The organism is Prevotella pallens ATCC 700821, from assembly GCF_000220255.1.
Taxonomy (GTDB): Bacteria; Bacteroidota; Bacteroidia; order Bacteroidales; family Bacteroidaceae; genus Prevotella; species Prevotella pallens.
Window position 1 is genome coordinate 1,846,769 of sequence record NZ_GL982513.1, and the last position, 24,325, is coordinate 1,871,093.

The 24,325-nt window shown below is 39.5% G+C and carries 21 protein-coding genes; 8 read left to right on the forward strand and 13 right to left on the reverse strand.

Annotation, left to right across the window (positions count from 1 at the left end; all coding sequences use genetic code 11):
* Positions 1-7: 7 nt before the first annotated feature.
* From HMPREF9144_RS07215 to HMPREF9144_RS07225, 3 genes are read right to left on the reverse strand one after another with little or no spacing between them, the layout of a single operon-like run.
* Positions 8-1,588, reverse strand: coding sequence for an NAD(P)/FAD-dependent oxidoreductase (locus HMPREF9144_RS07215; RefSeq protein ID WP_006045270.1), 1,581 nt, complete (start codon positions 1,586-1,588; stop codon positions 8-10).
* A gap of 54 nt (positions 1,589-1,642) precedes the next feature.
* Complete coding sequence (locus tag HMPREF9144_RS07220; protein WP_006045271.1) at positions 1,643-2,314, reverse strand: YggS family pyridoxal phosphate-dependent enzyme; 672 nt, start codon at positions 2,312-2,314, stop codon at positions 1,643-1,645.
* Positions 2,315-2,349: 35 nt separating this feature from the next.
* Positions 2,350-2,832, reverse strand: coding sequence for a DUF4494 domain-containing protein (locus HMPREF9144_RS07225; RefSeq protein ID WP_006045272.1), 483 nt, complete (start codon positions 2,830-2,832; stop codon positions 2,350-2,352).
* A gap of 183 nt (positions 2,833-3,015) precedes the next feature.
* Between HMPREF9144_RS07225 and HMPREF9144_RS07230 the strand changes: the two genes are divergently transcribed.
* Both HMPREF9144_RS07230 and HMPREF9144_RS07235 read left to right on the forward strand, forming a co-directional pair.
* Entirely contained in the window at positions 3,016-4,263 is a 1,248-nt protein-coding gene (locus HMPREF9144_RS07230; RefSeq protein WP_040595642.1) for an ABC transporter permease, read from the forward strand.
* A gap of 125 nt (positions 4,264-4,388) precedes the next feature.
* Positions 4,389-6,050 carry an AMP-binding protein gene (locus HMPREF9144_RS07235; RefSeq protein ID WP_006045274.1) on the forward strand — a complete coding sequence of 554 codons (1,662 nt, stop codon included), beginning with the start codon at positions 4,389-4,391 and terminating at the stop codon, positions 6,048-6,050.
* Positions 6,051-6,769: 719 nt separating this feature from the next.
* On the opposite strand, the gene HMPREF9144_RS07240 is transcribed toward HMPREF9144_RS07235, so the two are convergent.
* Together HMPREF9144_RS07240 and typA are read right to left on the reverse strand one after the other, a co-directional pair.
* Positions 6,770-7,459 (reverse strand): porin family protein, encoded by a 690-nt coding sequence (locus HMPREF9144_RS07240; protein ID WP_006045275.1) that lies wholly within the window; start codon positions 7,457-7,459, stop codon positions 6,770-6,772.
* Between the two features lie 111 nt (positions 7,460-7,570).
* On the reverse strand, positions 7,571-9,373 hold the full coding sequence (gene typA, locus HMPREF9144_RS07245) for a translational GTPase TypA (protein WP_006045276.1): 1,803 nt from the start codon (positions 9,371-9,373) through the stop codon (positions 7,571-7,573).
* A 206-nt stretch (positions 9,374-9,579) separates the two neighbouring features.
* On the opposite strand from typA, the gene rpsO reads away from it, so the two are divergent.
* Together rpsO and HMPREF9144_RS07255 are read left to right on the forward strand one after the other, a co-directional pair.
* Positions 9,580-9,855 carry a 30S ribosomal protein S15 gene (rpsO, locus tag HMPREF9144_RS07250; RefSeq protein WP_006045277.1) on the forward strand — a complete coding sequence of 92 codons (276 nt, stop codon included), beginning with the start codon at positions 9,580-9,582 and terminating at the stop codon, positions 9,853-9,855.
* 351 nt (positions 9,856-10,206) lie between these two features.
* The gene (locus tag HMPREF9144_RS07255; RefSeq protein ID WP_006045278.1) at positions 10,207-10,716 is read left to right on the forward strand and encodes a Dps family protein; all 510 of its coding nucleotides are present in this window, start codon (positions 10,207-10,209) and stop codon (positions 10,714-10,716) included.
* A 322-nt stretch (positions 10,717-11,038) separates the two neighbouring features.
* Here the strand turns inward: HMPREF9144_RS07255 and HMPREF9144_RS07260 are convergent, their stop codons facing one another.
* The 6 genes from HMPREF9144_RS07260 to HMPREF9144_RS07285 form a co-directional block, all read right to left on the reverse strand.
* On the reverse strand, positions 11,039-11,728 hold the full coding sequence (locus HMPREF9144_RS07260) for a DUF4890 domain-containing protein (RefSeq protein WP_006045279.1): 690 nt from the start codon (positions 11,726-11,728) through the stop codon (positions 11,039-11,041).
* A 651-nt stretch (positions 11,729-12,379) separates the two neighbouring features.
* Positions 12,380-13,372: a hypothetical protein gene (locus tag HMPREF9144_RS07265; protein ID WP_006045280.1), complete on the reverse strand. Its 993-nt coding sequence runs from the start codon at positions 13,370-13,372 to the stop codon at positions 12,380-12,382.
* 13 nt (positions 13,373-13,385) lie between these two features.
* On the reverse strand, positions 13,386-14,504 hold the full coding sequence (locus HMPREF9144_RS07270; protein ID WP_006045281.1) for a YncE family protein: 1,119 nt from the start codon (positions 14,502-14,504) through the stop codon (positions 13,386-13,388).
* Positions 14,505-14,519: 15 nt separating this feature from the next.
* Complete coding sequence (locus tag HMPREF9144_RS07275) at positions 14,520-16,553, reverse strand: TonB-dependent receptor (protein ID WP_006045282.1); 2,034 nt, start codon at positions 16,551-16,553, stop codon at positions 14,520-14,522.
* A gap of 36 nt (positions 16,554-16,589) precedes the next feature.
* Positions 16,590-17,162 carry a GNAT family N-acetyltransferase gene (locus HMPREF9144_RS07280; protein WP_006045283.1) on the reverse strand — a complete coding sequence of 191 codons (573 nt, stop codon included), beginning with the start codon at positions 17,160-17,162 and terminating at the stop codon, positions 16,590-16,592.
* Between the two features lie 8 nt (positions 17,163-17,170).
* The gene (locus HMPREF9144_RS07285) at positions 17,171-18,655 is read right to left on the reverse strand and encodes a phosphohexomutase domain-containing protein (protein ID WP_006045284.1); all 1,485 of its coding nucleotides are present in this window, start codon (positions 18,653-18,655) and stop codon (positions 17,171-17,173) included.
* Between the two features lie 259 nt (positions 18,656-18,914).
* On the opposite strand from HMPREF9144_RS07285, the gene HMPREF9144_RS07290 reads away from it, so the two are divergent.
* Both HMPREF9144_RS07290 and HMPREF9144_RS07295 read left to right on the forward strand, forming a co-directional pair.
* Positions 18,915-19,307, forward strand: coding sequence for a hypothetical protein (locus tag HMPREF9144_RS07290; protein WP_006045285.1), 393 nt, complete (start codon positions 18,915-18,917; stop codon positions 19,305-19,307).
* Between the two features lie 192 nt (positions 19,308-19,499).
* The gene (locus tag HMPREF9144_RS07295) at positions 19,500-20,057 is read left to right on the forward strand and encodes a hypothetical protein (protein ID WP_006045286.1); all 558 of its coding nucleotides are present in this window, start codon (positions 19,500-19,502) and stop codon (positions 20,055-20,057) included.
* A 488-nt stretch (positions 20,058-20,545) separates the two neighbouring features.
* Here the strand turns inward: HMPREF9144_RS07295 and rsmD are convergent, their stop codons facing one another.
* Both rsmD and HMPREF9144_RS07305 read right to left on the reverse strand, forming a co-directional pair.
* On the reverse strand, positions 20,546-21,076 hold the full coding sequence (rsmD, locus tag HMPREF9144_RS07300) for a 16S rRNA (guanine(966)-N(2))-methyltransferase RsmD (RefSeq protein ID WP_006045288.1): 531 nt from the start codon (positions 21,074-21,076) through the stop codon (positions 20,546-20,548).
* Between the two features lie 45 nt (positions 21,077-21,121).
* Positions 21,122-21,934, reverse strand: coding sequence for a DUF3822 family protein (locus tag HMPREF9144_RS07305; protein ID WP_006045289.1), 813 nt, complete (start codon positions 21,932-21,934; stop codon positions 21,122-21,124).
* 306 nt (positions 21,935-22,240) lie between these two features.
* On the opposite strand from HMPREF9144_RS07305, the gene HMPREF9144_RS07310 reads away from it, so the two are divergent.
* Together HMPREF9144_RS07310 and HMPREF9144_RS07315 are read left to right on the forward strand one after the other, a co-directional pair.
* Positions 22,241-23,662 (forward strand): ATP-dependent DNA helicase, encoded by a 1,422-nt coding sequence (locus tag HMPREF9144_RS07310; protein WP_006045290.1) that lies wholly within the window; start codon positions 22,241-22,243, stop codon positions 23,660-23,662.
* Positions 23,662-24,324 (forward strand): SprT-like domain-containing protein, encoded by a 663-nt coding sequence (locus tag HMPREF9144_RS07315; RefSeq protein WP_006045291.1) that lies wholly within the window; start codon positions 23,662-23,664, stop codon positions 24,322-24,324. Before HMPREF9144_RS07310 ends, HMPREF9144_RS07315 begins: the two co-directional genes overlap by 1 nt.
* Position 24,325: the final 1 nt, after the last annotated feature.

Below are 24,325 nucleotides of genomic sequence, written 5' to 3' on the forward strand. Positions count from 1 at the left end.
GAGTATTTTATTGCTGAAGGCGAGATAAATAAGCATTTGCCATTTCGGCACAACGTTCTCCATCGATGCCAGCACTAACTATGCCGCCTGCATATCCAGCACCTTCGCCACAAGGAAATAAGCCTTGAAGGCGCACGTGCATAAAAGTTTCGTGATCGCGAAGAATACGTACGGGCGAACTGGTGCGGGTTTCTGTAGCAATCATCACAGCCTCGTTGGTAAGGAAACCATGCGCTTGCTTACCGAAATTCTTAAATGCTTGCTGCAAGCGAGTGGTGATATTGTTGGGTAACCAGAAGTGTAACGGACTAGAAATGAGTCCTGGTGCATAGCTCGATTTAGGTAAATCGTACGACAAACGCTTGTTTACAAAGTCTGACATACGTTGTGCAGGAGCTGTTTGGCGCATGTTTCCCTGTTGCCAAGTATCTTTTTCTAATTGCTCTTGAAAGTGCATCATGCGCAATAAGTCGTCGCCTTCGATGTCTTCAGGGTTGATTTGAACCACCATTCCTGCATTCGACCACTTCGTTCCGCGGTTAGCTGGGCTCATACCATTGGTTACAATCTGTTGGGGACCAGTAGCCGAAGGAATGACAAAACCACCTGGACACATGCAGAATGAATAGACGCCACGCCCTTCTACCTGCGTTACAAAAGCGTATTCGGCGGCTGGAAGATATTTCCCACGACCATTTTTGTTGTGGTATTGTATTTGGTCGATGAGTTCTGAAGGGTGCTCCAAACGCACACCAACGGCAATTCCCTTCGCTTCCATTTCGATATTAGTTTCTTGAAAGTGCTGATAAACATCGCGTGCCGAGTGTCCTGTGGCAAGAATAACAGGACCTTTGAATGTCTTTTCTTGTTGTCCTCCCTCGTAAGAAGATACTGCTTTTACCCCAACAACTTCGTTGCCGTCGGTTTCTAATGCTACCATTTTGGTTTGAAAGTGCACTTCTCCGCCACAAGCAATAATAGTATTGCGCATATTTTCAATCACTTTTGGTAACTTGTCGGTACCAATATGTGGGTGAGCGTCGGCAAGAATGCTTGTAGAAGCACCATGTTGGCAGAACACATTGAGTATTTTCTCTACCGAACCACGCTTCTTACTGCGTGTATAAAGCTTACCATCGGAATATGCTCCTGCACCTCCTTCGCCGAAACAATAGTTCGATTCAGGGTCTACGATATGTGTTCGAGATATTTGGGCAAGGTCTTTTTTGCGTTCGCGCACGTCTTTTCCACGTTCTAAAACAATGGGGCGCAACCCTAATTCCACCAATTTCAATGCAGCAAATAGTCCACCTGGACCTGCTCCTACAACGATAACACGAGGCGAATGACTTACATCGGGATATTCGGTCTTTATGTATTCATCGTCGTGAGGCACCTCGTTGATATAGACTCTTACCTTTAAGTTTACAAAAATATCACGGTGTCGAGCATCAATAGAGCGTTTTAGAGTGCGCACATGGTTGATAGTGCGTGCGTCAATACCTTTATCTTTCGCAATAAACGCTTTTATATTCTCCTCGTTATATGCCACTTGAGGCATCACACGTACTTGATATTCTTGTATCATAATTCAGTTGGGGGTTGGTTTTAAAAGGGGTGTTGTTGTTCGCAAGATAAGCAATTAGTACACACGAGGACCAAAAATGGCTGTTCCAACTCTAATCATTGTGCTACGACAGTCTATTGCTATCTCGTAATCGCTGCTCATTCCCCACGACCGTTCTTTAAATTCGGGGTCGTCGGCAAAGTACTTTGCTTTCACTTCGTCGAAGAAATCGGCAGCTTGGGTCATTTCTTTTCTAATTTGTTCGGTATCGTCTGTGTTCGACGCCATCATCATTAAGCCTGATATATGCACATTTTTTAGTTCACGCCATTCGCCTTCTTTCAATAGCTTTTGGCAATCATTGATGCTAAACCCATACTTAGAATCCTCTTCAGCGATATGCAATTCCAATAAGACATTGATGATGCGGTTATGCTTTGCAGCCTGTTTGTTGATTTCTTTCAGCAATTTAAGGGTGTCCACAGCCTCAATCATAGAGATGTAAGGCGCAATATATTTCACCTTATTGGATTGCAAATGCCCTATGAAGTGCCATTCAATGTCGTTGGGTAGTGTCTTTGCTTTAGCGGAAAGCTCCTGTTCGTGGCTTTCACCAAACATACGCTGCCCTTCATTATAGGCTGCTTCAATGTATTCGTTAGGATGATATTTACTGATGGCAATTAAGCGAACGCCATCGGGTAAGCCGTCCTTTACTTTGTGTAAGTTTGTTGCTACATCGTACATAGTTCAGTTGTTTTATGGTATTCTGTGCTTCTTTATTATTCGTATTCAGGCTTTGCATCGATTGCTTTCGATGTAGCTTGGTGCTCAAACACGTCCATAATCTTTGTATCGGCAATGGAAACAATGTCGTAATCAATCATTGTTTTGCCCATAACCTCGTCTACATGTTTTACAGCTCCATTGACAGAGTGAGCTTGAACAAGGTATGTTATAGTAGAACGCTTCTCTTTTTCAGTCTTTTCATCAATGGTAATGAATGCCAAACGAGCCTTGAACCATTTATCGTCGTTATCGGCATCGCTAAAGAAAATCTCTCCATAAGCTGCAGGAGTAATAGCTTTTACATCAAATTCACCGCTGATATAGTGCGACATCTCCTTTGTTATAGCGCTTTCTGCTTCAGAAAAGCTTAGCGCTTCCACTGTATATGCCTCTGTAACCTTTTTGTTTTGACCATCTTCCATAGTCTTATCGTAACGCACCTTGGTCTCAAACCAAGAAGTAGTTTTGCTTCTCATTGTCTTATTTGTTATTTATTTGGCACCCTAAAGCGTAACCGCAAAGAGTGAACCATATCGTTTATACTTGAATGCAAAAGTAGTAAAAAAGTCTGGTTTGATATATTATAAATGCCATTAAAAGGAAAAAAAGTTCTATCTTTGCAATCGTTTAGTAAACAAAAAACAATAGAATATAAGCAAATGAACTTCCCTTTATTTATAGCACGAAAGATAAATGGCAACGAAGATCGAGGCAGAAAAGTGTCTAAACCTGCCATTCGTATCGCCACACTTGGCATTGCAATTGGTCTCGCTGTTATGATTGTGTCGGTTTGCGTTGTTCTTGGCTTCAAACATACTATTCGCAATAAGGTTATTGGTTTTGGTAGCCACATCACAGTAGCTAATTTTAACTCTCTGCAACGCTCAGAAAATTATCCAATAGTAGTAAACGACAGTTTAAAGCGAATGCTATTGGCTACTCCAAATGTGCAGCACGTTCAACGTTATACATATACGCAAGGGATTTTAAAAACCGATGACGATTTCTTAGGCATAGTCTTAAAAGGAATTGGGAGCGACTTCGATTCTACTTTTATACATCAGAATATGGTTGCCGGTAGTATTCCTGTGTTCTCTGATACACAAAGTGGACAGAAAATACTAATATCTAAAACCATTGCTGAGAAGCTTAATTTAAATGTAGGCAATAAGATTTATGCCTATTTTGTAAACGAACAGGGAGTGCGTACTCGCCGTTTTACAATATCGGGTATCTACGAAACCAATTTAAAACAGTTCGATTCGCAGATTTGTTTCACCGACTTGTATACCACAAATAAGCTGAATGGCTGGCAATCTGACCAATGTAGCGGAGCAGAAGTGCAAGTAAACAATTTTGAAATGCTTGATGCTATTGCCTTAAACATATTGAATAAGGTTAAGGGAAAAACCGACCGATATGGCAATAGCTATTCTGTTGCTACGGTAGTAGAACAAAATCCACAAATATTCTCGTGGCTCGACCTTATGGATTTAAATGTTTGGATAATTCTTGCGCTTATGGTTTCGGTTGCAGGAGTAACTATGATATCTGGATTGCTCATTATTATTTTAGAGCGAACACAAATGATTGGTATTTTGAAAGCAATGGGAACAAAGAACGCTCAGATACGCCACATCTTCCTATGGTTTGCTACTTTCATTATTGGAAAAGGATTGCTGTGGGGCAATATTATTGGTTTAGGACTAGTATTCTTGCAAAAATATACCGGACTGGTTACGCTCGACCCTAAGACATACTATGTTAGCACTGTTCCAATAGAATTGAATGTACTACTTATAATAGCTTTAAACATTGCCACCCTGCTAATATGTGTATTCGTTCTTATTGCGCCAAGCTACTTAATTAGCCATATTCACCCAGCTAAAACGATGCATTACGAATAGTAAGAATTTGTATCTATTGTAGTGAAAGTATTGCACAGATAAAGCATAAAAGTACAATTATTGCACAAATATTTTTGGAGTGTGCAAGAAAATGAATATCTTTGCAGCGTCTAAAAACACTTACAATGCAACAATTTCCAAGTTTTAACGAATTAATAGAGAAGAGTATCATTAATCATTGGGATAGTGATGCTTTAACAGATTATAAAGGAAAGACGCTTCAATATCATGACGTGGCTCGTAAAATAGAGAAAATTCACATTATGTTTGAAGCTAGTGGTGTACAAAAGGGCGATAAGATTGCTCTTTGTGGACGCAATTCTTCTATGTGGGCTGCTGCCTTTTTGGCTACTCTTACATACGGAGCTGTAGCGGTTCCTATTCTGCACGAGTTTACACCAGAACAAATACACAACATTGTAAACCACTCCGAAGCGAAAATTCTATTTGTTGGCGATGTAGTTGCAACAGAGATTGACAATACGAAAATGCCTGCACTCGAAGGTATATTCTATCTTCCCGACCTCTCTTTGATTCTAAGCCGAACGGAGAAATTAACGTTTGCACGCGAACATCTAAACGAAATGTTTGGCAAGAAATATCCAAAATACTTCCGTGCCGAGCATGTTCGCTACTACCGTGAACAAAGTCCCGATGAATTAGCGCTTATCAATTATACTAGTGGAACTACTGGAAATTCGAAAGGAGTAATGATTCCTTATCGCGCAATGTGGAGCAATGCCGACTTCGCACGAAGTGTATTAGGTTCTATGATTAAGCCGGGCAGCCACATTATTAGCATTTTGCCTATGGCTCACATGTATGGTATGGCTTTCGAACTCATATTTGAGTTTATATCTGGTGCCCATATTTTCTACCTAACACGTATGCCTTCGCCTGCTATCATTGCACAAGCGCTTGCAGAAATTAAACCAGTGCTAATGATTGCCGTACCTCTCATAATAGAAAAGATTATACGCAAACGTGTGTTCCCTAAAATTCAGAATAGCCGAATGAAGCTCTTGCTGAACACTCCTGTAATACACAAGAAGGTGAAAGAGAAAATTTGCGAACAGGTGAAACAAGCTTTCGGTGGCAATATCTACGAAATTATTATAGGCGGAGCTGCTTTGAACCGAGAAATAGAAAACTTCTTGAAAGATATTAACTTTCCATTTACGGTTGGTTATGGCGCTACAGAGTGTGCCCCTATTATTTGCTATCGAGATTGGAAAACATTTGTGCCAACATCGTGTGGGCAACCTGCATTACACCAAGAAGTGCGCATAGATAGTCCGGACCCTGAGAATATACCAGGCGAGATACTTACGAAAGGACCAAATGTGCTATTGGGATATTACAAGAACGATGAAGCCACCCGTCAAGTGCTTGATGCTGATGGCTGGTTCCATACTGGCGACCTTGGTACTATGGACTCCGACAATAACGTTTACATTAAGGGGCGTTCTAAAAATATGCTTTTGGGTAGCAACGGGCAGAACATCTACCCCGAAGAAATTGAAGACAAACTTAGCTCTCTGCCACTTGTTAGCGAATGTCTTGTGGTGCAACGTGGCGATAAACTCGTTGGGTTGGTTTATCCTGACCTTGAAGAAGCGAAAGAACTTGGGCTAAACGAGGCGGATATTAAAAACTTAATGGAGGAGAATAGAAAGCAACTGAACGAACAGATGCCTGCTTATTGCAAACTTACAGATATAGAACTGTTGAACGAGGAGTTTATAAAAACGCCAAAACGCTCTATTAAACGCTACTTATACAAATAATATTTGGTAGCTACGATATTAAAAATCCTCTTCGACCACACGGTTAGAAGAGGATTTTTTTATGCCATTCATTCCTTAATATTTTAGTATATACATTGGAAAGAAACCTGTTTACCAAAACTAATCGGCTACTTTTTCAACAAAACAACACAAGAAGAAAAACACAACAAAACGCAAAACACAAAGCTATATACAGAGAAAAGAAAACTCGGAAACACGAATACGCAATAATTCTCTCACAACATTCTCTCATTTACTCTATGTATGCGCACCATTTGCATACGCATCAAATGGTTTTATTTACACGTAAGTAAAACTTTACTTACACGTAAGTAGCTATTTATTTACACGTAAGTAAAACTTTACTTACACGTAAATAAAACTGTTTGTTGCCTATAAAACTATTACAGCACCAAAGAGAAACTATTACAGCACCAAAGAGAAATGTTTCGCACACATATATCAGCATAACGTTTGTTAGAAGGTAGCCAAACTCATTACAGATATTTAAATCATAGCGTTGCTGTATTGCAATATAATCTTCCCCCCCCTTAATAACACTATGCCCTATCAACTATAAACAAAAAAAATGAGCTCGATATAACATCGAACTCATTATACAGGGATCAATAAATTAACGTTTATAATACTGTTCAGCTTTTGAATTGTTCTAGTTTGCCTTAATTATAAATACAAGCTTTGCCTGCAATTATATTCTTTTATAAATTGAACTTATATCCTAGCGAAACGGTAATGATTTTGTTTTTGCTATCGGCTAAATCGTGGTTGTAAACCTTTGAAAGTCCGATGTTGTAGCGAGCCGTCAGCATCACGTTTTCATATTCGTAGCTTATACCAACAGGTATGGCAAAGGCGGTTTTCTTGAACGAAGTCTTCATATCACCTTCACTAACTTCATTCTTATCGTACTTTATTCCACCTTTTCCGTCCGTTTCATAGCCTTGCATTTCAGCGTGCGCTGTAGCCTTTGTAAGGAAAGAAGGCTGACAACCAACCGAGAACGACAAGCCTTTCGATACATAAACATGAGCAAGCAATGGAACATCAACATATCCCAAATTGAAATATGCATTATGAAACACTGTGCCGTTCTTTGCGTTAAGATCGGCAGGAACATCTTTAAAGTTGCAACCAGCCTGTGTATAAGCAACACCACCAGACAACGCCAACTTATCTGACAGCTGGTAATACACATCTGCACCGCCCGAGAAACCTATCCTTGTCTGCGAATGCGAAATTCTGTTATCTGCAACACCGATAACATCATTGGTTAGATTAGCAAAGCTAATGCCAACGTGTGGTACCACCGACCACGTTCCCCACTTAGGTTGTGCCTGTGCACCAAAAAGGGTGAGCACAAATAAAAATAATAAAAAAAGTCGTCTCATAAGTTTGTTATATTTTACTTATGAAACGACCTTTTCTCCTTATTATTATATTATAGGCTTACTTTTTTCGGCTCTACAACTTAACAATCAGGTATAAGAAGGAAAAAATGTTTATTCTTTATTCTCACGCTTACGCTCAAGGTGGTCGAGCAGTATCTTACGCATACGAATGTTCTTAGGCGTTACTTCAATATACTCATCTACCTTTATATATTCTATACACTCTTCAAGACTCATCTCTACTTTCGGTATCACACGTGCCTTATCATCAGAGCCCGACGCACGCACATTGGTAAGCTGCTTTGCCTTCGTTACGTTTATAACCAAGTCGTTGTCGTGTACGTGTTCTCCAACAACCTGCCCACCATATACTTCTTCTCCCGGGTCGATAAAGAACTTACCACGGTCTTGCAATTTATCGATAGAGTAAGCGTATGCCGTACCATTCTCCATCGCAATCATAGAACCATTGATACGACGAGTAATCTCGCCCTTAAAAGGCTGATATTCCTTAAAACGATGTGCCATAATAGCCTCGCCCTGGCTTGCAGTAAGCACGTTCGTACGTAGTCCCATTATACCACGCGAAGGTATTTCAAACATAATGTTCACACGATTCCCCTCAGTATTCATACTTAAAAGTTCGCCCTTACGACGCGTTACCATATCAATCATCTTGCTCGAAAATTCATCGGGAACGTTTATTGTAAGCTCCTCGATAGGCTCGCAACGCTGTCCGTCTATCTCCTTATATATTACTTGTGGCTGTCCCACCTGCAATTCGTATCCCTCACGACGCATTGTCTCTATTAGAACCGAAAGATGCAACACACCACGACCACTTACCAGCCATCTGTCTGTATATCCCTCTACAGGTGCAACACGCAAAGCGAGGTTCTTTTCAAGCTCTTTCTCAAGACGCTCGTTAATATGGCGCGACGTACAGAACTTGCCTTCCTTTCCGAAGAAAGGCGAATCGTTAATAGTGAAGAGCATACTCATAGTTGGTTCGTCCACAGCAATTGGTGGCAAAGCCTCTGGATTATCGTAGTCGGCAATGGTATCGCCAATCTCAAAATGCTCCAACCCAATAATTGCACATATATCGCCAGACTCAACAGCATCGGTCTTGCGGTGTGTCATACCCTCAAAAGTGTGCAGTTCTTTAATCTTTGTACGTTCCTTGCTACCATCTCTGTGGCATACAGTAATATTCTGACCATCTTTCAATGTACCACGATGCACACGCCCCACAGCAATTCTACCTGTGTAACTAGAGAAATCTAACGATGTAATAAGCATCTGCGGTGTACCTTCTAACTGCTCAGGTGCAGGAATAGCCTTAATAATAAGGTCTAAAAGATAATCAATATTATCGGTTGGAGTCTTCCAATCAGCTCCCATCCAACCATTCTTAGCCGAGCCATACACAACAGGAAAGTCTAATTGGTCTTCTGTTGCATTCAAATCGCACATAAGGTCGAACACCATCTCGTATACTTCTTCTGGCCGACAGTTAGGTTTGTCTACCTTATTTACAACCACTACAGGCTTCAAACCAAGTTGTAAAGCCTTCTGAAGCACAAAGCGTGTTTGTGGCATTGGTCCCTCAAAAGCATCTACCAATAGCAAACAGCCGTCAGCCATATTCAATACACGCTCCACTTCACCACCAAAATCGGAGTGTCCTGGCGTATCAAGTATATTAATCTTAGTACCCTTCCAATTGATACTTACATTTTTGCTAAGAATTGTTATCCCTCGTTCGCGCTCCAAGTCATTGGAGTCTAACACTTCGTCGCTGTTATTTTGTCCATCACGGAAGAGTTTACCAGCGAGCATCATCTTATCTACCAACGTAGTTTTACCGTGGTCTACGTGCGCAATTACTGCGATATTCCTTATATCTTGCATTTATTATATCTTAATATTCCTAAGTGAAATGTGGGTGCAAAATTACAAATAATAATCGTAAAAGCCTTGTGGAACAAATAAAATGTTGTAACTTTGCAGCGCAGTTTCGGAAATACCGATGCATTTGACATTGCTACTCGTTACGATTAAGGCGACTTTCGCAATGGAATGATGTAATTGCAAACAACATTAATCAATTAATTAAAATGTATTTAAGTAAAGAAAAGAAAGTAGAAATCTTCGGTCAATACGGCAAAGCACAGAAGGCAGAAGACACTGGTTCAGCAGAAAGCCAGATTGCATTGTTTACCTATCGCATTAAGCATTTAACAGAACACGTAAAGAAGAATCGTAAAGACTTCGTTACAACTCGTTCTCTTACTCGCCTTGTTGGTAAGCGTCGCTCACTCCTCGATTATCTGTACAAACGCGATATCGAGCGTTATCGTGCAATCATTAAGAAGCTTGGTCTTCGTAAGTAAGGCTTCAAAACACATACAAATCCCCATAAACAACTATTGTTTGTGGGGATTTTTTATATCGCCTCTGCTCATATACACAATGTAATCAATAGTGTAATACTATCTAATCAATAGTATCATACAATGTAGTAAATAATATTTCTCATCTAAAAAGTACAATACAAATCTTTTTCTCTATGCATTATAAGGCTCTCATTATACGTATCTTACAAGTTAATATAGATTAATTCTATAATTATATAGATAAAAACATTTGGTGAACAAGTTTATCTTATCTATCTTTGCATCACAATTAGACGGATAACTAATAATTAAATTAGAAACTAATAATTAAATTAGAAAGGAAAAAGTATGAATAATTTAGAGATTTTAGGATTGGAAGAGAGTAAGGTTAACGCAGTTAGAAAAGGACTTGCACAGTTATTGGCTGATTTCCAGATTTACTATACAAATCTCCGCAATCTTCATTGGAACGTGAAAGGACATGGTTTCTTTATTTTGCACGCTAAGTATGAAGAGCTATACAACGATGCTGCAGGGAAAGTTGACGAGATAGCTGAACGCCTTCTTCAGCTTGGTAGCATACCTGAAAGTAAGTTCAGCGAGTATTTAAAAATTGCAACAATCAAAGAACTTAACGAAGTTGAGTGTGGTCAAGAAGGTATGAAAGACATATTAGGCTACTTCAAGAATCTTATTGCACAAGAGCGTAAGCTTATTGACTTAGCTAACGATGCTCACGATGATGTTACTGCTGACCTTATGACTGGTTACATTGCAGCACAAGAGAAGACTGTTTGGATGTTGCTCGCTTTTGTTCAAAATCACCATAAGAGTGAATGCGGTTGCGAAGTTAAGTAAGCAATAATCATTAAGATTTAATTATAAAGAGAATGTATCTATTGGGATATGTTCTCTTTTTTGTTTTCTAGTGCTTGCGATACAGCGGCCTTTAAGCGTTGATGGTGTATTTTGAAACTATTAAACGAATAATGTTCTGCCGTAGTATGAATAGTTAGAAAGGCAGCGGAAAGCGTTAGCCTACAAACTTAAATGCCAAATATAGCGAGACGGGCTGTAATACTGAAAGAGATTAAGAAGGCATTATAAACAAGGCGGGTGCACCACAAGAGTTAAACTATGGTGCACCCGCTTGTTTTGTTTCATTAACGTTATTGATGTCTTACATATTCATAAACTGTTGATATTGCTTATCTGTTAATATTTTCTTCAAGCCTTCAAGGTAAGCATTACACTTAGTCTTCATTTCGCACATACGTTTTGGACATTCAGCCTTTGCTTGCTTATCGCAATGGTTTGCTTCGCCTTTGCATTCTGGTTTAGCTTGTTTGCAGCAATTTCCTGCTTCGCCTTTGCATTCGTTCTGTGCTTGTTTGCAGCAACTTCCTGCTTCGCTTTTGCATTCTGGTTTAGCTTGTTTGCAGCAACTTTCTGCTTCGCCTTTACATTCGTTCTGTGCTTGTTTGTTGCACTGTGCTGCTTCGCTTTTGCATTCTGGTTTAGCTTGTTTGCAGCAACTTCCTGCTTCGCTTTTGCATTCAGACTTAGTTTGCTTGTCGCAATGACTTGCTTCGTTTTTCTTGCAACAACTTTCTGCTTTCTTGCAATCGGTATTCTGTTTTGGGCAAACCAATATGTCTGCATATTCGTTGTTAAGTTTCAATAGCTCGGCTGCTTGCTTTTTGTTGAGTTTTAATTCCTTAACAAGTTTATTGGTAAATGCTTTTGCGTCTACCTTTTTACCACCGTTAGGGCAGTTTGTTGCTACTATGTTGCTGTTAGAAGCTAATGAAGTTGCTGGAGCAATGGCTAAGAAGCCCACTGCTAATAAGCTTAAAAATAGTTTCTTCATATTGTTTTAAATGTTTTTTGTTTTTTGTTAATAATGTTTCTTTAACTCGTTCGTATATTTAATCTGTACATTTTGAACAGATTTTTTTATTTGATTGCAAAGATACAGCTTTGAATTTAAACTTATTTAAAAGGAACATTGCTTTTATTTTTTATTCACAATTTATCCCGAATAAGGCATTATAGGTTCTAAAGATATGTGATAAACGAGATTGACACTATGTTCGAATGGCATTATAACTATGGTTGCGTTATTTTCTCATCAGTCTCAGATAGTAGTATTTACGTGTAAGTAAAGTTTTACTTACACGTAAATAAAGTTCTACTTACGTGTAAATAAAGTTTTACTTACGTGTAAGTAAAACCATTTGACTACGATTAAATTGATGTGAGACTATAGAGAGAATAGAACGAGACTCTGAAGAGGGTGTTACGAATGTGTGCTTCGCCATTTCTAACACTAAGGTTTGTATGGCTACACTGCTATGGTTTTGCTATACTAAATGCATTGATTTTATGGTTTCCTTTGCGACTATAGATAAGAGGAAACACATTTGTGTGCGTAAAAATAAGATTATAAAAAACGGCAAGTTGCTATTCTGCATTAGCACTTGCCGTCTTCTGTTTACGTTATGAAATGTTTATGCCTTGCTTACTTTACTAATACTTTTCGAACTTTTCCGTTTGCTAACTTCACAATGTTTAGCCCGTGTTGCATTTCTGTTACTTTCTTACCCTCGATGGTGTAAATAGCTACAACTGTTGTTTCTTCGTTCGAGTTAAGCGGTGCCTCTATAGCTGTTGCATCGGGGTGTAAATCTTCTGCGCCAGATACTTCGGTTGAAAACTCTCCTACAAATTCTCCCCAATCGTTAACGGCTGTATAAACACGCACAAAGTCTATTTTATCTAACTTCACTGGCTTTCTATCGGCGTCTACTGCATTTTCTATGTAAAGTCCATCGGTTCCGTTGTTAGGCAAATTGTCTACATATCCATAGCGCCATACGTTCACTTTCAGCAAGTTTCCTTCTTTATAGCTAGTCTTTGGCAACAGTGTTCCCTTAAACGTAAGTGGTTCTTTTATCCAGAGCGGATAATATTCCTGTTGATGGTAGCTATTTCGTTTAACGTCGCCAGCACCGCCTTGATTGTCGGTCCAGTGAATATCCTTCATTGAATTTGGCGTATACGTAATTTCGTAGTTATACTTAACCTTACCTACGCTGTCTACATCGGCACTTCCAGATAGTTCATACCATGTGTCGTCTGGTTTTCCGTTGCCGTTTTCATCTTTCATAACCATAACAATTCCGGGTTCCGACCAACCTGGGAAAGAATTTCCATAAACAACAAAGTCGGGTGCATTTTCTACGTTTATAATTGGGTGGTCGAAGTGGAAAGTAATGTAACCACCATAAGCGCCTAATGTAATTAGTCCACTTTGCTTTTGATTAGCAAGATTCTTTGTACATGCTTCGGCAGCAGTTTCGGGAGTATCTTTCTCTGAAAGTTCAGGCAAAGTGTTTATAAATTGTCCTGGTGCAGGAACATACTCGTCTACCGCCTTAATGTAAGGGGATTTTTGAGCACAAGCAAGTGCCGACATTGACATAAAAGCCAAAAATAAGTAGATTTTCTTCATACAATTTCTATATTTAATTGTTTATTAAAAAGCATGCGTGTCCAGGAATATCGCCTGTTAAGGTATGCCATTTGTAATTTCCATTTTTATCGAAACAATAAAGTTTACCACTCGAAACATAGTTGGTTGCGTCCATAACATATATATCGCCAGTAATTGGGTGTATTATTATTCCGTATGCAGTCTTTATTGGGAACTGTTCTGGAATTTTCAGGAAGTTACTATTCACCACTTTGCGAGTTCGTATATCTACAACTTTAAACACTGGTTTCATATTCTGAGTAGTGTAAGTTACAAGCGAATCGCCTATGATATCGAAGCCATCTACAGGCATATTTAATGCATCTTCTACCCTATCGTTGTCTACAACATAAAGGTTTGATGAAATCTGATTGTAGTCGCCACGCGATGAAACCCATAATTTGCCATATTTATCGCTACGAAGACGGAACAGATTTATACCAACATCAATGGTCTTAGTTACGGTAAAGGTGTTTAAATCAATAATGCTCACAGTACGGTCGTATCCTAACGACGACATTCCATTGTAGCCTCCACTATTGGCAACATATATTTTGCCATCTTGCACTACAAGTTCTTCGGGCTGATAGCCCACCGTGCATTTATCAACAATCTGCAACGAGGCAGTGTCTACCTTATAAACAGCGCCCAAAACACTTTTTTCGCTTATCTTTCCTACGTAAGAACTAACGTAAGCATACCGCCCTTGAAATGCAACATAGCGACAGTTTGGAATATCTACGTGTCCTCTACTTACAGCTGTACGTGCATTGGCAACCTCAACTTTATTAGATTGGTTTATTACAAGCCACAAACTGTTGCCATAAATCTTGACATCGTTGCCCACATCGCCTAATTCTTTTATCTGATTTGGATTCCGCGAAGGATAAATATTGCGATAATACTTTCCTAATTCTAAGTCCAAGAAGTCTAATGTAGCCTTATTTGAACCCATATTACCTTCGTTCAAAACGTAAAGTCCTGCGTATTTGGTGTGCGTTACTTCACCAATGCTATGTTCAGAAGGATAGATAATGGTATCGTCTTCACGACAAGAAACAGCCAAAACAACTATTAATAGGCTATAAAAAACGTATCTTAACTTCATCATTGTATGTTTGTTATATTATAATTCTACTTGTAAACCAACAAGACCGTTAATGCCTGGCATTGGATAATTGAGAATAACATCGTACTTTTGGTTAAGTATATTGTTTACTTCCAGCATTGCTCTGCACTTTGTACCAAAAGCTTTAAAGTCGTATTGCAAACTTACATCGCTTGTATACCACGGTTGCATATAATTGTTGGGTATATTTTCTTGCTGGTTATAGCGTTTGCCCGAATATATAAAACTGTAGTTGAGAGTCCAATTGTGGTAAGCAAGGTTCACAATAGCAGAGCCACTGTTGTACGGAATATAAGGAATTTGGTCTTTATAGAACACATCAGATGCATTAGTAACATCGCGTGCGTCCTGATAAGTGTATTGTAGGCGTGCCGTAACTACTAAATCGTTAATAGGTTGCAATGCTATTGCTCCCATTACATCAATCCCCGTAATATGAACACGTCCTAAATTGAGCATTGTCCAGCGGAATTGTTGTCCCTTTGGATATGCTATTATCTTATCGTGAATAGTATTATAGTAGCCATCAGCCTGAAACTGCACGTTCTTAAGCAAGTGCCCATTATATTGCTTGTTGAAAACAACTCCTAAATCGTACTGCGTTGCGCTCTCTGGCTTTAGGTTCGAGTTTCCCAAATCAGTGTAATAAAGATCGTTGAATGTAGGCATACGGAAGCTACGCTTAGCAAATGTTCGTACAGAAAGCTTTGTAGAAGCTCCGTTAGTTGCTTTATCAATTATTGGAAAGTCGATAAAGAGAGCTGGAGTAAACTTTGTTATATTGTCGGTAGCTTTCATTCCTGGCATTAAACGAGTAGTTGGGTGGAGTTTATCGTGTATAAACGAAGCAAGCACAGACCCTTGTATGCGTATAAAACGAGCTTCGAAAGCAGTAGCAAGACTTATCATATTAGAAAAACGTGTAGGGAAAACAAAACGATAAGTGTCTGCATTTAGCTTGTTCCAACGAAAGTCGTAGCTTGCAGAAATACTCCAATTGGGTAGAATTTCGTAAGCATTAGAAGTTGAAAGATAGAACTCTTGTTGCCAAAAACGATTATCGGCAGGCAGCTGTGTAGTGTCTTTGTTTACGTAATGCGTGCGGTAAAAGGCGTATTTAGCCAACCATTGTGTTGAGAAACGGTCGGTAATATCCTTTTGAAAACGATTCTGCACAAAGAAGTTGAGGTCGCTTTGTCGCTCACCTCTACGCCAAACGTTATTCACAATAGCGCCAGGAATGCCACGTTGGCTATTGTAGAAATAAACTTTTGTATTCCAATAACCACGCTGTAAGATACCATTTACGTTGAAATCTATACGGTCTGCTCGTATATCACCATTCTGTCGGACAGCTGTTGTGTCGTAGGCAACAACACCACTTGGCGTTACACGGCGATAATTGAACTTGTATTTACCACTGGAAGTAAGATGTTCGGCATTCAGCGAAGTAGAGACAGCAGACGAAAGACGTTGTTCCCACAAAGCAGAAAGGCGCACCAAATCGCTCGAACCATACTTTGCTTTCAACTTTACATTATAACTCTTGCCATCAGTGAAGCGAGGTTTGCGTGTTCGAATATACACACTACCAGCATTACCGAAGTCGGACGCAGGTTGAAAGATAGCACTTTTCTGTCCGTTGTAAAGAGATATTTCATCGATATTGTCAAGCGAAAACTGTCCAAGATCTATCTGTCCATTCTGCGCATTGCCAAGTTCTATACCGTCATAGAATATTCCTAAGTGGTGCGTACCCATACTACGGATATCCACTGTCTTTATACCACCTACTCCACCATAATCTTTTAGCTGAATACCTGAGAAGAATCGCAAAGCATCGGCTATAGACTGACTATTGAGTCGTTGCAGGTCTGCATTCTTTAAGCTTTGTGCTGGAACGATTTCACGCTGTGTTAAGCGTGCTGTTATTTCTACTCCTTTGATTGTTTGAATAGAATCTGATGGTGTTGTTTCTGCTTTTGCGCCCACTCCAAGGGCTAGAAGTAAAGTTAATGACAATAATCTCATAACTACAATTTTAATTCTTCTGTTACTTCATACTCATTATAATGTATATACCATGTGGCGCATAGAGTGGCCACCCCATTGGTTATCGTCTTTATAAACAAAGCCTACTGCGTTGTAAAGAGCTTCTGCTTTAGGGTTATTTGTATCTACCAACAGTCCTGTAGGTAGGTTCATGCGTTTACCTTTTTCTATAGTTGCACGTAGCAACAGCTTGGCTATGCCTTTACCACGATGCTCTTTACTCACACAAAGCGAGTCGATATAAAGTTCGCCTGCCTCTGTTTCGTCAGGCATATCGGAGAAATCACGTCCGAAAGCTGCCTTTGCACCTTCTATAAATGCCTTACGAAGTATGCGTAACAAACTTCCATCGTAGCTAACACATACGCCTACAACTTTATTGTCGGGCGTGATGGCAACAAGAGTATTAAGGTAAGAATATTGAGAATCGGTACGTTCGACGAGCTTTTTCATCAGATTGAAGAAGTCGTCTAAAGTATGTTGTGGTCCTGCAAACCATTGACAGCACTCATAATTCATAGCTTCCATTATCATTTCTGCTATGATTGCTGACTGCTCAAGGCGTGCCGAAACTACTCTTACCTTCATTTTTTATGTTATTGCTTTAATGCTTTAAAGTCGGAAAGCAAGCTAAGAACTCGCTCGGTGATGCGATTGACACCACCTTCAACGTTCGATTCGATATTCAAAGGCAACACTGGGTCGTGTAAAGACTGGCGAAGCAAGAACCAACCTTGTTCTTCTTCGCCTGTACAAGCGATGCGTACACCTTCATAGTTGGGCGATACCAACTGCCAATCAGAATCTTTTTCAACTGCTGTCTTGATATGTTCCAACACCTGTTCGCCGTATGCTTTGAAGTCGTTGGTATCAATTTTAAAGCGTATTTCCTTACTTTCAACAGGTTGTTGTAGGTCTGCAATAAGGTCTTGAAGCTCTTTTCCTTCCTTGCGCAGGCACGCTGCCTCAACAATTAGCTTTGCTACAAGATACGCTCCATCGTCTAAGAAGTAGTTTTCGCGTAGTGCGGCGTGTCCAGAAGTCTCTATTGCGAGCCACGATTCTTCACCGTTCGCATTCAAACGGAGCGATTCATTAATGACATTCTTGTATCCACGACGGAAGCGATGATGCTTACCGTTGCGGTCGGCAATAAACTTTGCCAAGCCGTCTGACGTTACTGAGTCGGTAACGATAGTGCTTCCAGGGTGTTCGCGTAATATTACGGCTGATATCAATGCGATAAGTGCATTGCGGTTGATTGATTTTCCTGTTCTATCTACAATTGCAGAGCGGTCTACATCAGTATCGAAAATAATTCCTAAATCGGCTTTATGTTCTACAACGGCTTTGCAAATAGAAGCCATTGCCTCTTTGTTTTCTGGGTTAGGGATATGGTTTGGGAAATTGCCATCAGGTTCAAGGAACTGACTTCCTGTGGTATCGGCTCCCAAAGACTTCAACACTTTGTTAGCAAAAAAGCCACCAGCGCCATTGCCTGCATCTACTATGATGTGCATACCTTGCAATGGTTGGTCGCCATTATTCACGCCACGACGGATATAATTGGCAAGTATATCGCAGTAAGTAGCCATAAAATCAACGGCTTTTACCTCTCCATTGCCTTTCTTTTCGGCACCCATGAACTGTGGTGCAAGCTCTAAGATGCGTGCAATGTCTGCTTTTTCCAATCCACCTTTGGCTGTAAAGAACTTCAATCCGTTTCTGTTCCAAGGCAAATGGCTTGCTGTTACCATAACGGCACCATCTGCATGAAGCTGCTCATCTACTATTGCCATGAACATTGCTGGCGTAGAAGCCATACCAAAATTAAGCACTGTTGCACCAGCAGCGGCTGCGCCATCGGCAAAGGCTTGTCTGAGTGTTGGACTAGAAAGACGTGAATCGCTACCGACAGCTATTGCTTGAGCCGTCTTTCCATTCTTTTCGCCCAACCAAGCAACGAATGCTTGTGCCAAAGCAGTTGTTACTTCGTTGGTAAGATTTACGCTTTCGCCTTCTATCCCTTCGAGTGCTACGCCTCTAATATCCGAGCCGTTCTGCAGTTTCTTCCAGTCCATTTGTCTTATCTTAAATAGTTCTTATTTATAAATAAAAGTGTTGAGAAGTGCACGCAGTTCTATTTTGTTTGCGCATTTCGATGGCAAAGGTACTGATTTTTTCCTGATTATTTAATTCTTAGCAACTTATCTTTTAAGACTATTAGAATAAGTTTGCTAAATTAGTAAACTTGCCTTATTTGATATTACGAAAGAAATGGTATCTTTGCAGCAGGTTTCTTAAAAATAGAATAATAAATAATGGTAATATATAGAAGCAATGGAAGAACTAAGATTGGCTATAAGACAGTATTTTGAGAGTAGGAAGAAGCTGCAAAATTGCTTATTGAACATTGAGACAAACAAGACTGATAAGGCTGCACTGTCTGAATCTTTGCTGTTGATCATCAACGATTCTTCGTTTGAGGCAAAGGCTTTTGAACTGCTGTTGCATACAAATGCTGATGAAGCTAAAAGGCATATCAACTTGTTTTACCTACAAGGAAGTCCTCAGCAAAAAACGAGATTTAAAGGTGAATTGGACATTATGTTAGACGATTACAGGTGCATTTTAGGTGAAATGGAATTCAAGAAGCTGATTGATTCCTTACCTAAAGAGAACAAAGAGTTCTATGCTATCAAAGAGGCTATTGAGTTTGCGCAGTCTGAATAAAGTGGTTAAGCATTTCTCTATTGCCAAAAATATGGTACGAAACAGGCTATAAGGGAATTTCTTAACAAACGATAGACAGATGCACCGCCCCTATTTGGCTGATTTATTTTTGTTGTTTTACGGCCTAACCAACAAGTATTTTTGTTGAAAAATGGTTACGAACAAATATTAAAATTCTAAATATAACAAGCTATGAATAAGATCGCGAATATCTCTTCGGATGCATCGTGTAACGAAATAGGTAGGATTGGAGGAAATATTCCTGCTTGTCTTCTGAAAAATATAGATAGTTTTAAACACTATAAATTCTTTCTGATGGTTCAGAATCCAAGTGCTTCAAACGAATACTTATCTATCTTTGTGCCTGAAAGTTACGACACAATGGTGGATAATAATATCTATCCAAACTGCTCGCTAAAGGTATTTGTACACTCGTTTTCAGAGGAAAGCGACAATGACGACTACACTTTAGAAGGAGTTCGTAAATGTTCTCTTACGAAATTTGAGGAGGTTCAGGACAACGAGTATGGCTTTATTACAAGCGGTAAGCACCCACAACTTATACAAGATGAGGACTATTACTTTGAAAAATTAAAAGAAGATGGATTCGATTTCTTCCTTCAAATAGACGAAGACTACTATCCTGATGGAGTGATTTCGGGCGATTACGTTCTCGGATATGGTGCAATGTACTTGTATAAGCATCGCAAAACAAACGAAATAATAGTTGGATTTTGGCAATATTCATAGGCTAACGACATTACTTCATACTTGTAAAATCCTTATGCGTACATGTTTTTAGAGACCCTTTATAGGTGTACAGATAATCAACCGAATGAATAATTGGCTATTAACCAACTTATTACAAGAGATAAAAGATAAGATATTATGGGGCAAAAGAATGGTTTTTGCGGGATAAAACAATAAGAAAAGAAGTTGGAATACTATAGAAAAAGAACATTTCCTATGTAGGATTATATCTCATACTACGCAGGAAATATCTATGGACTTAAAGGTACTTTTAAACGAAAAAACTTCTTATGCCCCTGTATAAACATTAGTGTGCCCTATACGAGTCTTGTGGAGAATCGGAATTAAAAAAACTGATTAATTTCTTACCTAAGAAGAACAGAGATTTCTATGCTATTAAAGAAGCCATTGAGTTTGCACTGGCAGAATAGTATGCTCAACAAAATAGCTTTATATTGCTATATGCCTATTCGAGGAATTACAGGCACTTACTTAAATATAGAGAAGTTTACACTACCATAGTTTCGATGCTCTATGAAGTGTGGGTTATTTGAGAAATCGTTACTTTTACCATGCTCAAACACAAATATTCCGTCTGGCGAAAGCAAGTTATGCTCGAATATAAGATTGGGAATGGTTTCTAGTTCTGGTAATGCGTATGGAGGATCGGCAAAGATAAGGTTAAACTTTTGATTACATGTTTTAAGAAAGCGAAATACATCTCCACGTATAAGTATGTGGTTTTCTACTTTTATCTTCTTCATACATTCCGCTATGAAGCGTGCGTGGTCGCGGTCTTTCTCTACACTTATCACTTCTTTACAGCCTCGCGATATAAGTTCTAAGCTTATGCTTCCCGTGCCAGAAAATAGGTCAAGTGCCGTAATATCATCAAAATCGATATACCCATTCAATACATTAAATATGTTTTCTTTGGCAAAATCGGTAGTAGGGCGTGCCTTAAAGGTACGTGGAATATCGAAGTGTCTGCCTTTGAACTGTCCTGTTATTATGCGCATAGCGTTTCGTTCTTATTTTCTTTTAGCTTAAACTTTATATTTGTTTCAGTCTAAATACAATGCCTTTAGGTCGTATGGTATATCTTTATGTGTTGCAATTGCAGCATTATTAAAGTCGCTTGCAAGTTCCAAAACGTGGTATTTACTAACAAATTGTTTCAATTCGGCACACAACTTGTCGATATTGGGAATATCGCCTGCCATATAAAGTTCGCTATCTCCTCTATCCATTCCCATTAACTTCCATACGTAAAGCAAATAGTAAAGTATGTTTTGTGTATTATTTGCCTCATAAGAATTGCAAAATTCAAATCTGTTACGCTGAAATCTAATTACCTCCATACGCTTATTATGAAAGTATGCAAAAAGCTTTTGGCGTATACCTGCAAATGCGTACTTATATAAATGTGTCCATACTGCTTGCATTTGTGGCTGAATTTGTATATCGTCGAAATGATTTTCAATCACCATCATCAAGTCTTTGTTCACTGCAAACACAGCCACAGCATTTAGTTTTGGCATTGCGCTCGTTAGGATATCTTCGCTACGTTGCCATTTAAAGGTGTGTTTGTAGAGTGTTTCTGCATCTTGTTCCCTATATTCGTCTAACGGAACAAGCATCGTGGGAGCATCTATCACAACCAAAGCACGTTTATAGCCACTCTGTAAAAGTTCCGACTTCTTAAAGGCTTCTCGCAAATTAGCAGCTACAGCAATATTATTGTTCACATTATAGGGTTCGAACACTATATTGCCATCGGTTTGTGGGTCGCCAACGGCAAACAACATATTCCCCTCACCTATACGGAGAGTTAGGCGTATGCATCTATCGGGAATGTTATTATCTATCTGAGCCATAGTTTATAAGTGCTGCAAACTTACGCATTTTTTTCCAATTACGTAGCTTTTCGCTCAATAAATGTAGATTATTGCTGGTACGCTTGCTTCCTTTCGTTCCTTTTCACTATGGTTGTTCAACATTTCAACAATGATTCACATTTATTTCATCTAAAAATAATAGTATCACCAGTATACAAATAATATAACAAATGGCTGATTTAATAATAGTAACACCATAATATAAATTGTAAAATACTATGGAAAGAAATTGCAATAAGATAAAAATAACTAACTTTGTACCGCCATAATAAAATGTGCTAATAGATGATACAAGACGAATTGATTTACCAAATATTGCAAGACTTTGGCTTTGAGCCTACACACGATCAACGAAATGCTTTGCAAACCTTCGCTCAATTTATGACCGATAGAAGAGATAATGCAGTTATGATACTACGTGGAAGTGCTGGAACTGGTAAAACTTCGCTTGCTGGAGCCATTGTTCGAGCTGTTACTCGGCTACGCATCAAAGTGTCGTTGTTAGCACCTACGGGACGAGCTGCAAAGGTTTTCTCGCTCAATGCTGGACTAACCGCCTCTACCATACATCGTAAAATCTATCGCGAAAAAGCTTTTAATGGCACCGATGGTCAGTTTCAACTTAACAACAATATGTTTCGCAATATGCTGTTTATGGTAGACGAGGCCTCTATGATTAGTACTTCGCAAAACAACACTATGTTTGGCAGTGGTTGTTTGCTCGACGATTTAGTACAATACATCTATAATAGTGGTGGCAATTGTCGCCTGTTGCTCATTGGCGATAAGGCACAGCTACCTCCAGTAGGCGAACAAGAAAGTCCAGCACTACGTTTCGATGTACTGCAAGGATATGGCTTACATGTCTACGAATGCGATCTGAACGAAGTGTTACGCCAAAGTCAGCATTCAGGAATATTGTGGAATGCCACCACCATTCGCCAAATGATTTCTCGGAACACAGCTACCCAATTACCCAAAATACGTTTAGAGGGATTTGCCGACATCTCCATTGTCTCTGGCGATGAACTTATTGAGAGTATCGCATCAAGCTATGCTACTGTTGGAACCGACGAAACAATGGTGATAACACGCTCTAACAAACGAGCAAACATTTTTAATCAAGGCATTCGCAATACCATTCTTGGTTGTGAAGACGAACTTACCACTGGCGATTTGGTTATGGTGGTAAAGAACAAATACCTGGAAAAAGACCGCAGCACCGATCTTTCGTTCATTGCAAACGGCGACCATGCCGTGGTGCGGCGTGTGCGCAACATTCGCGAGCTGTATGGTTTTCGTTTTGCCGACGTCTCTTTAGAGTTCCCAGATTATAATAAAACAGAATTAGACACGGTGGTCGTGCTCGACACGCTCGTTGCAGAAGCACCAGCACTAACACAGGAGCAGAACACAAAACTATTTCAAAGTGTTATGGAAGATTATACCGATATACCACGAAAAGCAGACCGTATGAAGCAATTGCGTGAAGACCAATATTTTAATGCTATGCAAATAAAGTTCGGATATGCCGTTACATGCCACAAAGCGCAGGGCGGACAGTGGGCACATATCTATCTCGACCAAGGCTATATGACCGACGAAATGCTTACAACCGACTATATTCACTGGTTATACACAGCTTTCACACGTGCCACTGAACACCTTTATTTAGTGAATTGGAACAAAAAACAAATTGCAGAATAATGGATATAACAATAGCTTATCTTAAAGCAGCCTTCAACAAATACAATGAAGAAATATTTGGAAACACACTTCCAATACCAAACCTGCGTGTGTCCAACGCTAAACAAAGATTAGGCTCTATGAGCTATCGCATACAAAGAGTATGGGGAAAAACACATCGTAGCTTCACTATTTCGATATCTAACTATTACGATACTCCACAATCGCTCATAGAAGACACGCTTATACACGAAATGATTCACTACGAAATAGCCTATAAAAACCTGAAAGATACATCGGCACACGGCACTTTGTTTCGCCAAAGAATGGAGGAAATAAACCGCAAACACCATCGAAACATTACCATAAGCAAGCGTATGATGGACTATGCGCCACGCCTAGACGACCCGACAGAAACCTTTCTTGTGCTAGCAATAGAACTGAACGACGGTTCGCATCTGCTTAGCTCCGTTGCACGAACAGCGATAGCAAACTTGGAAAGTCAGATGAAAAGAGTGTCGAAGATAAGCAACTACGGCTGGTATGTTACGCAAGACCCTTACTTTCGTAACTTTTCGAGAGTACGAAGCTTGCGTGCCCACGCAGTATCGGCAGAAGAATTTGCTCGCCTTACTGCACAAATGACATTAATAAGAGACAAAAGTGGGTGGACAGAACCATAGC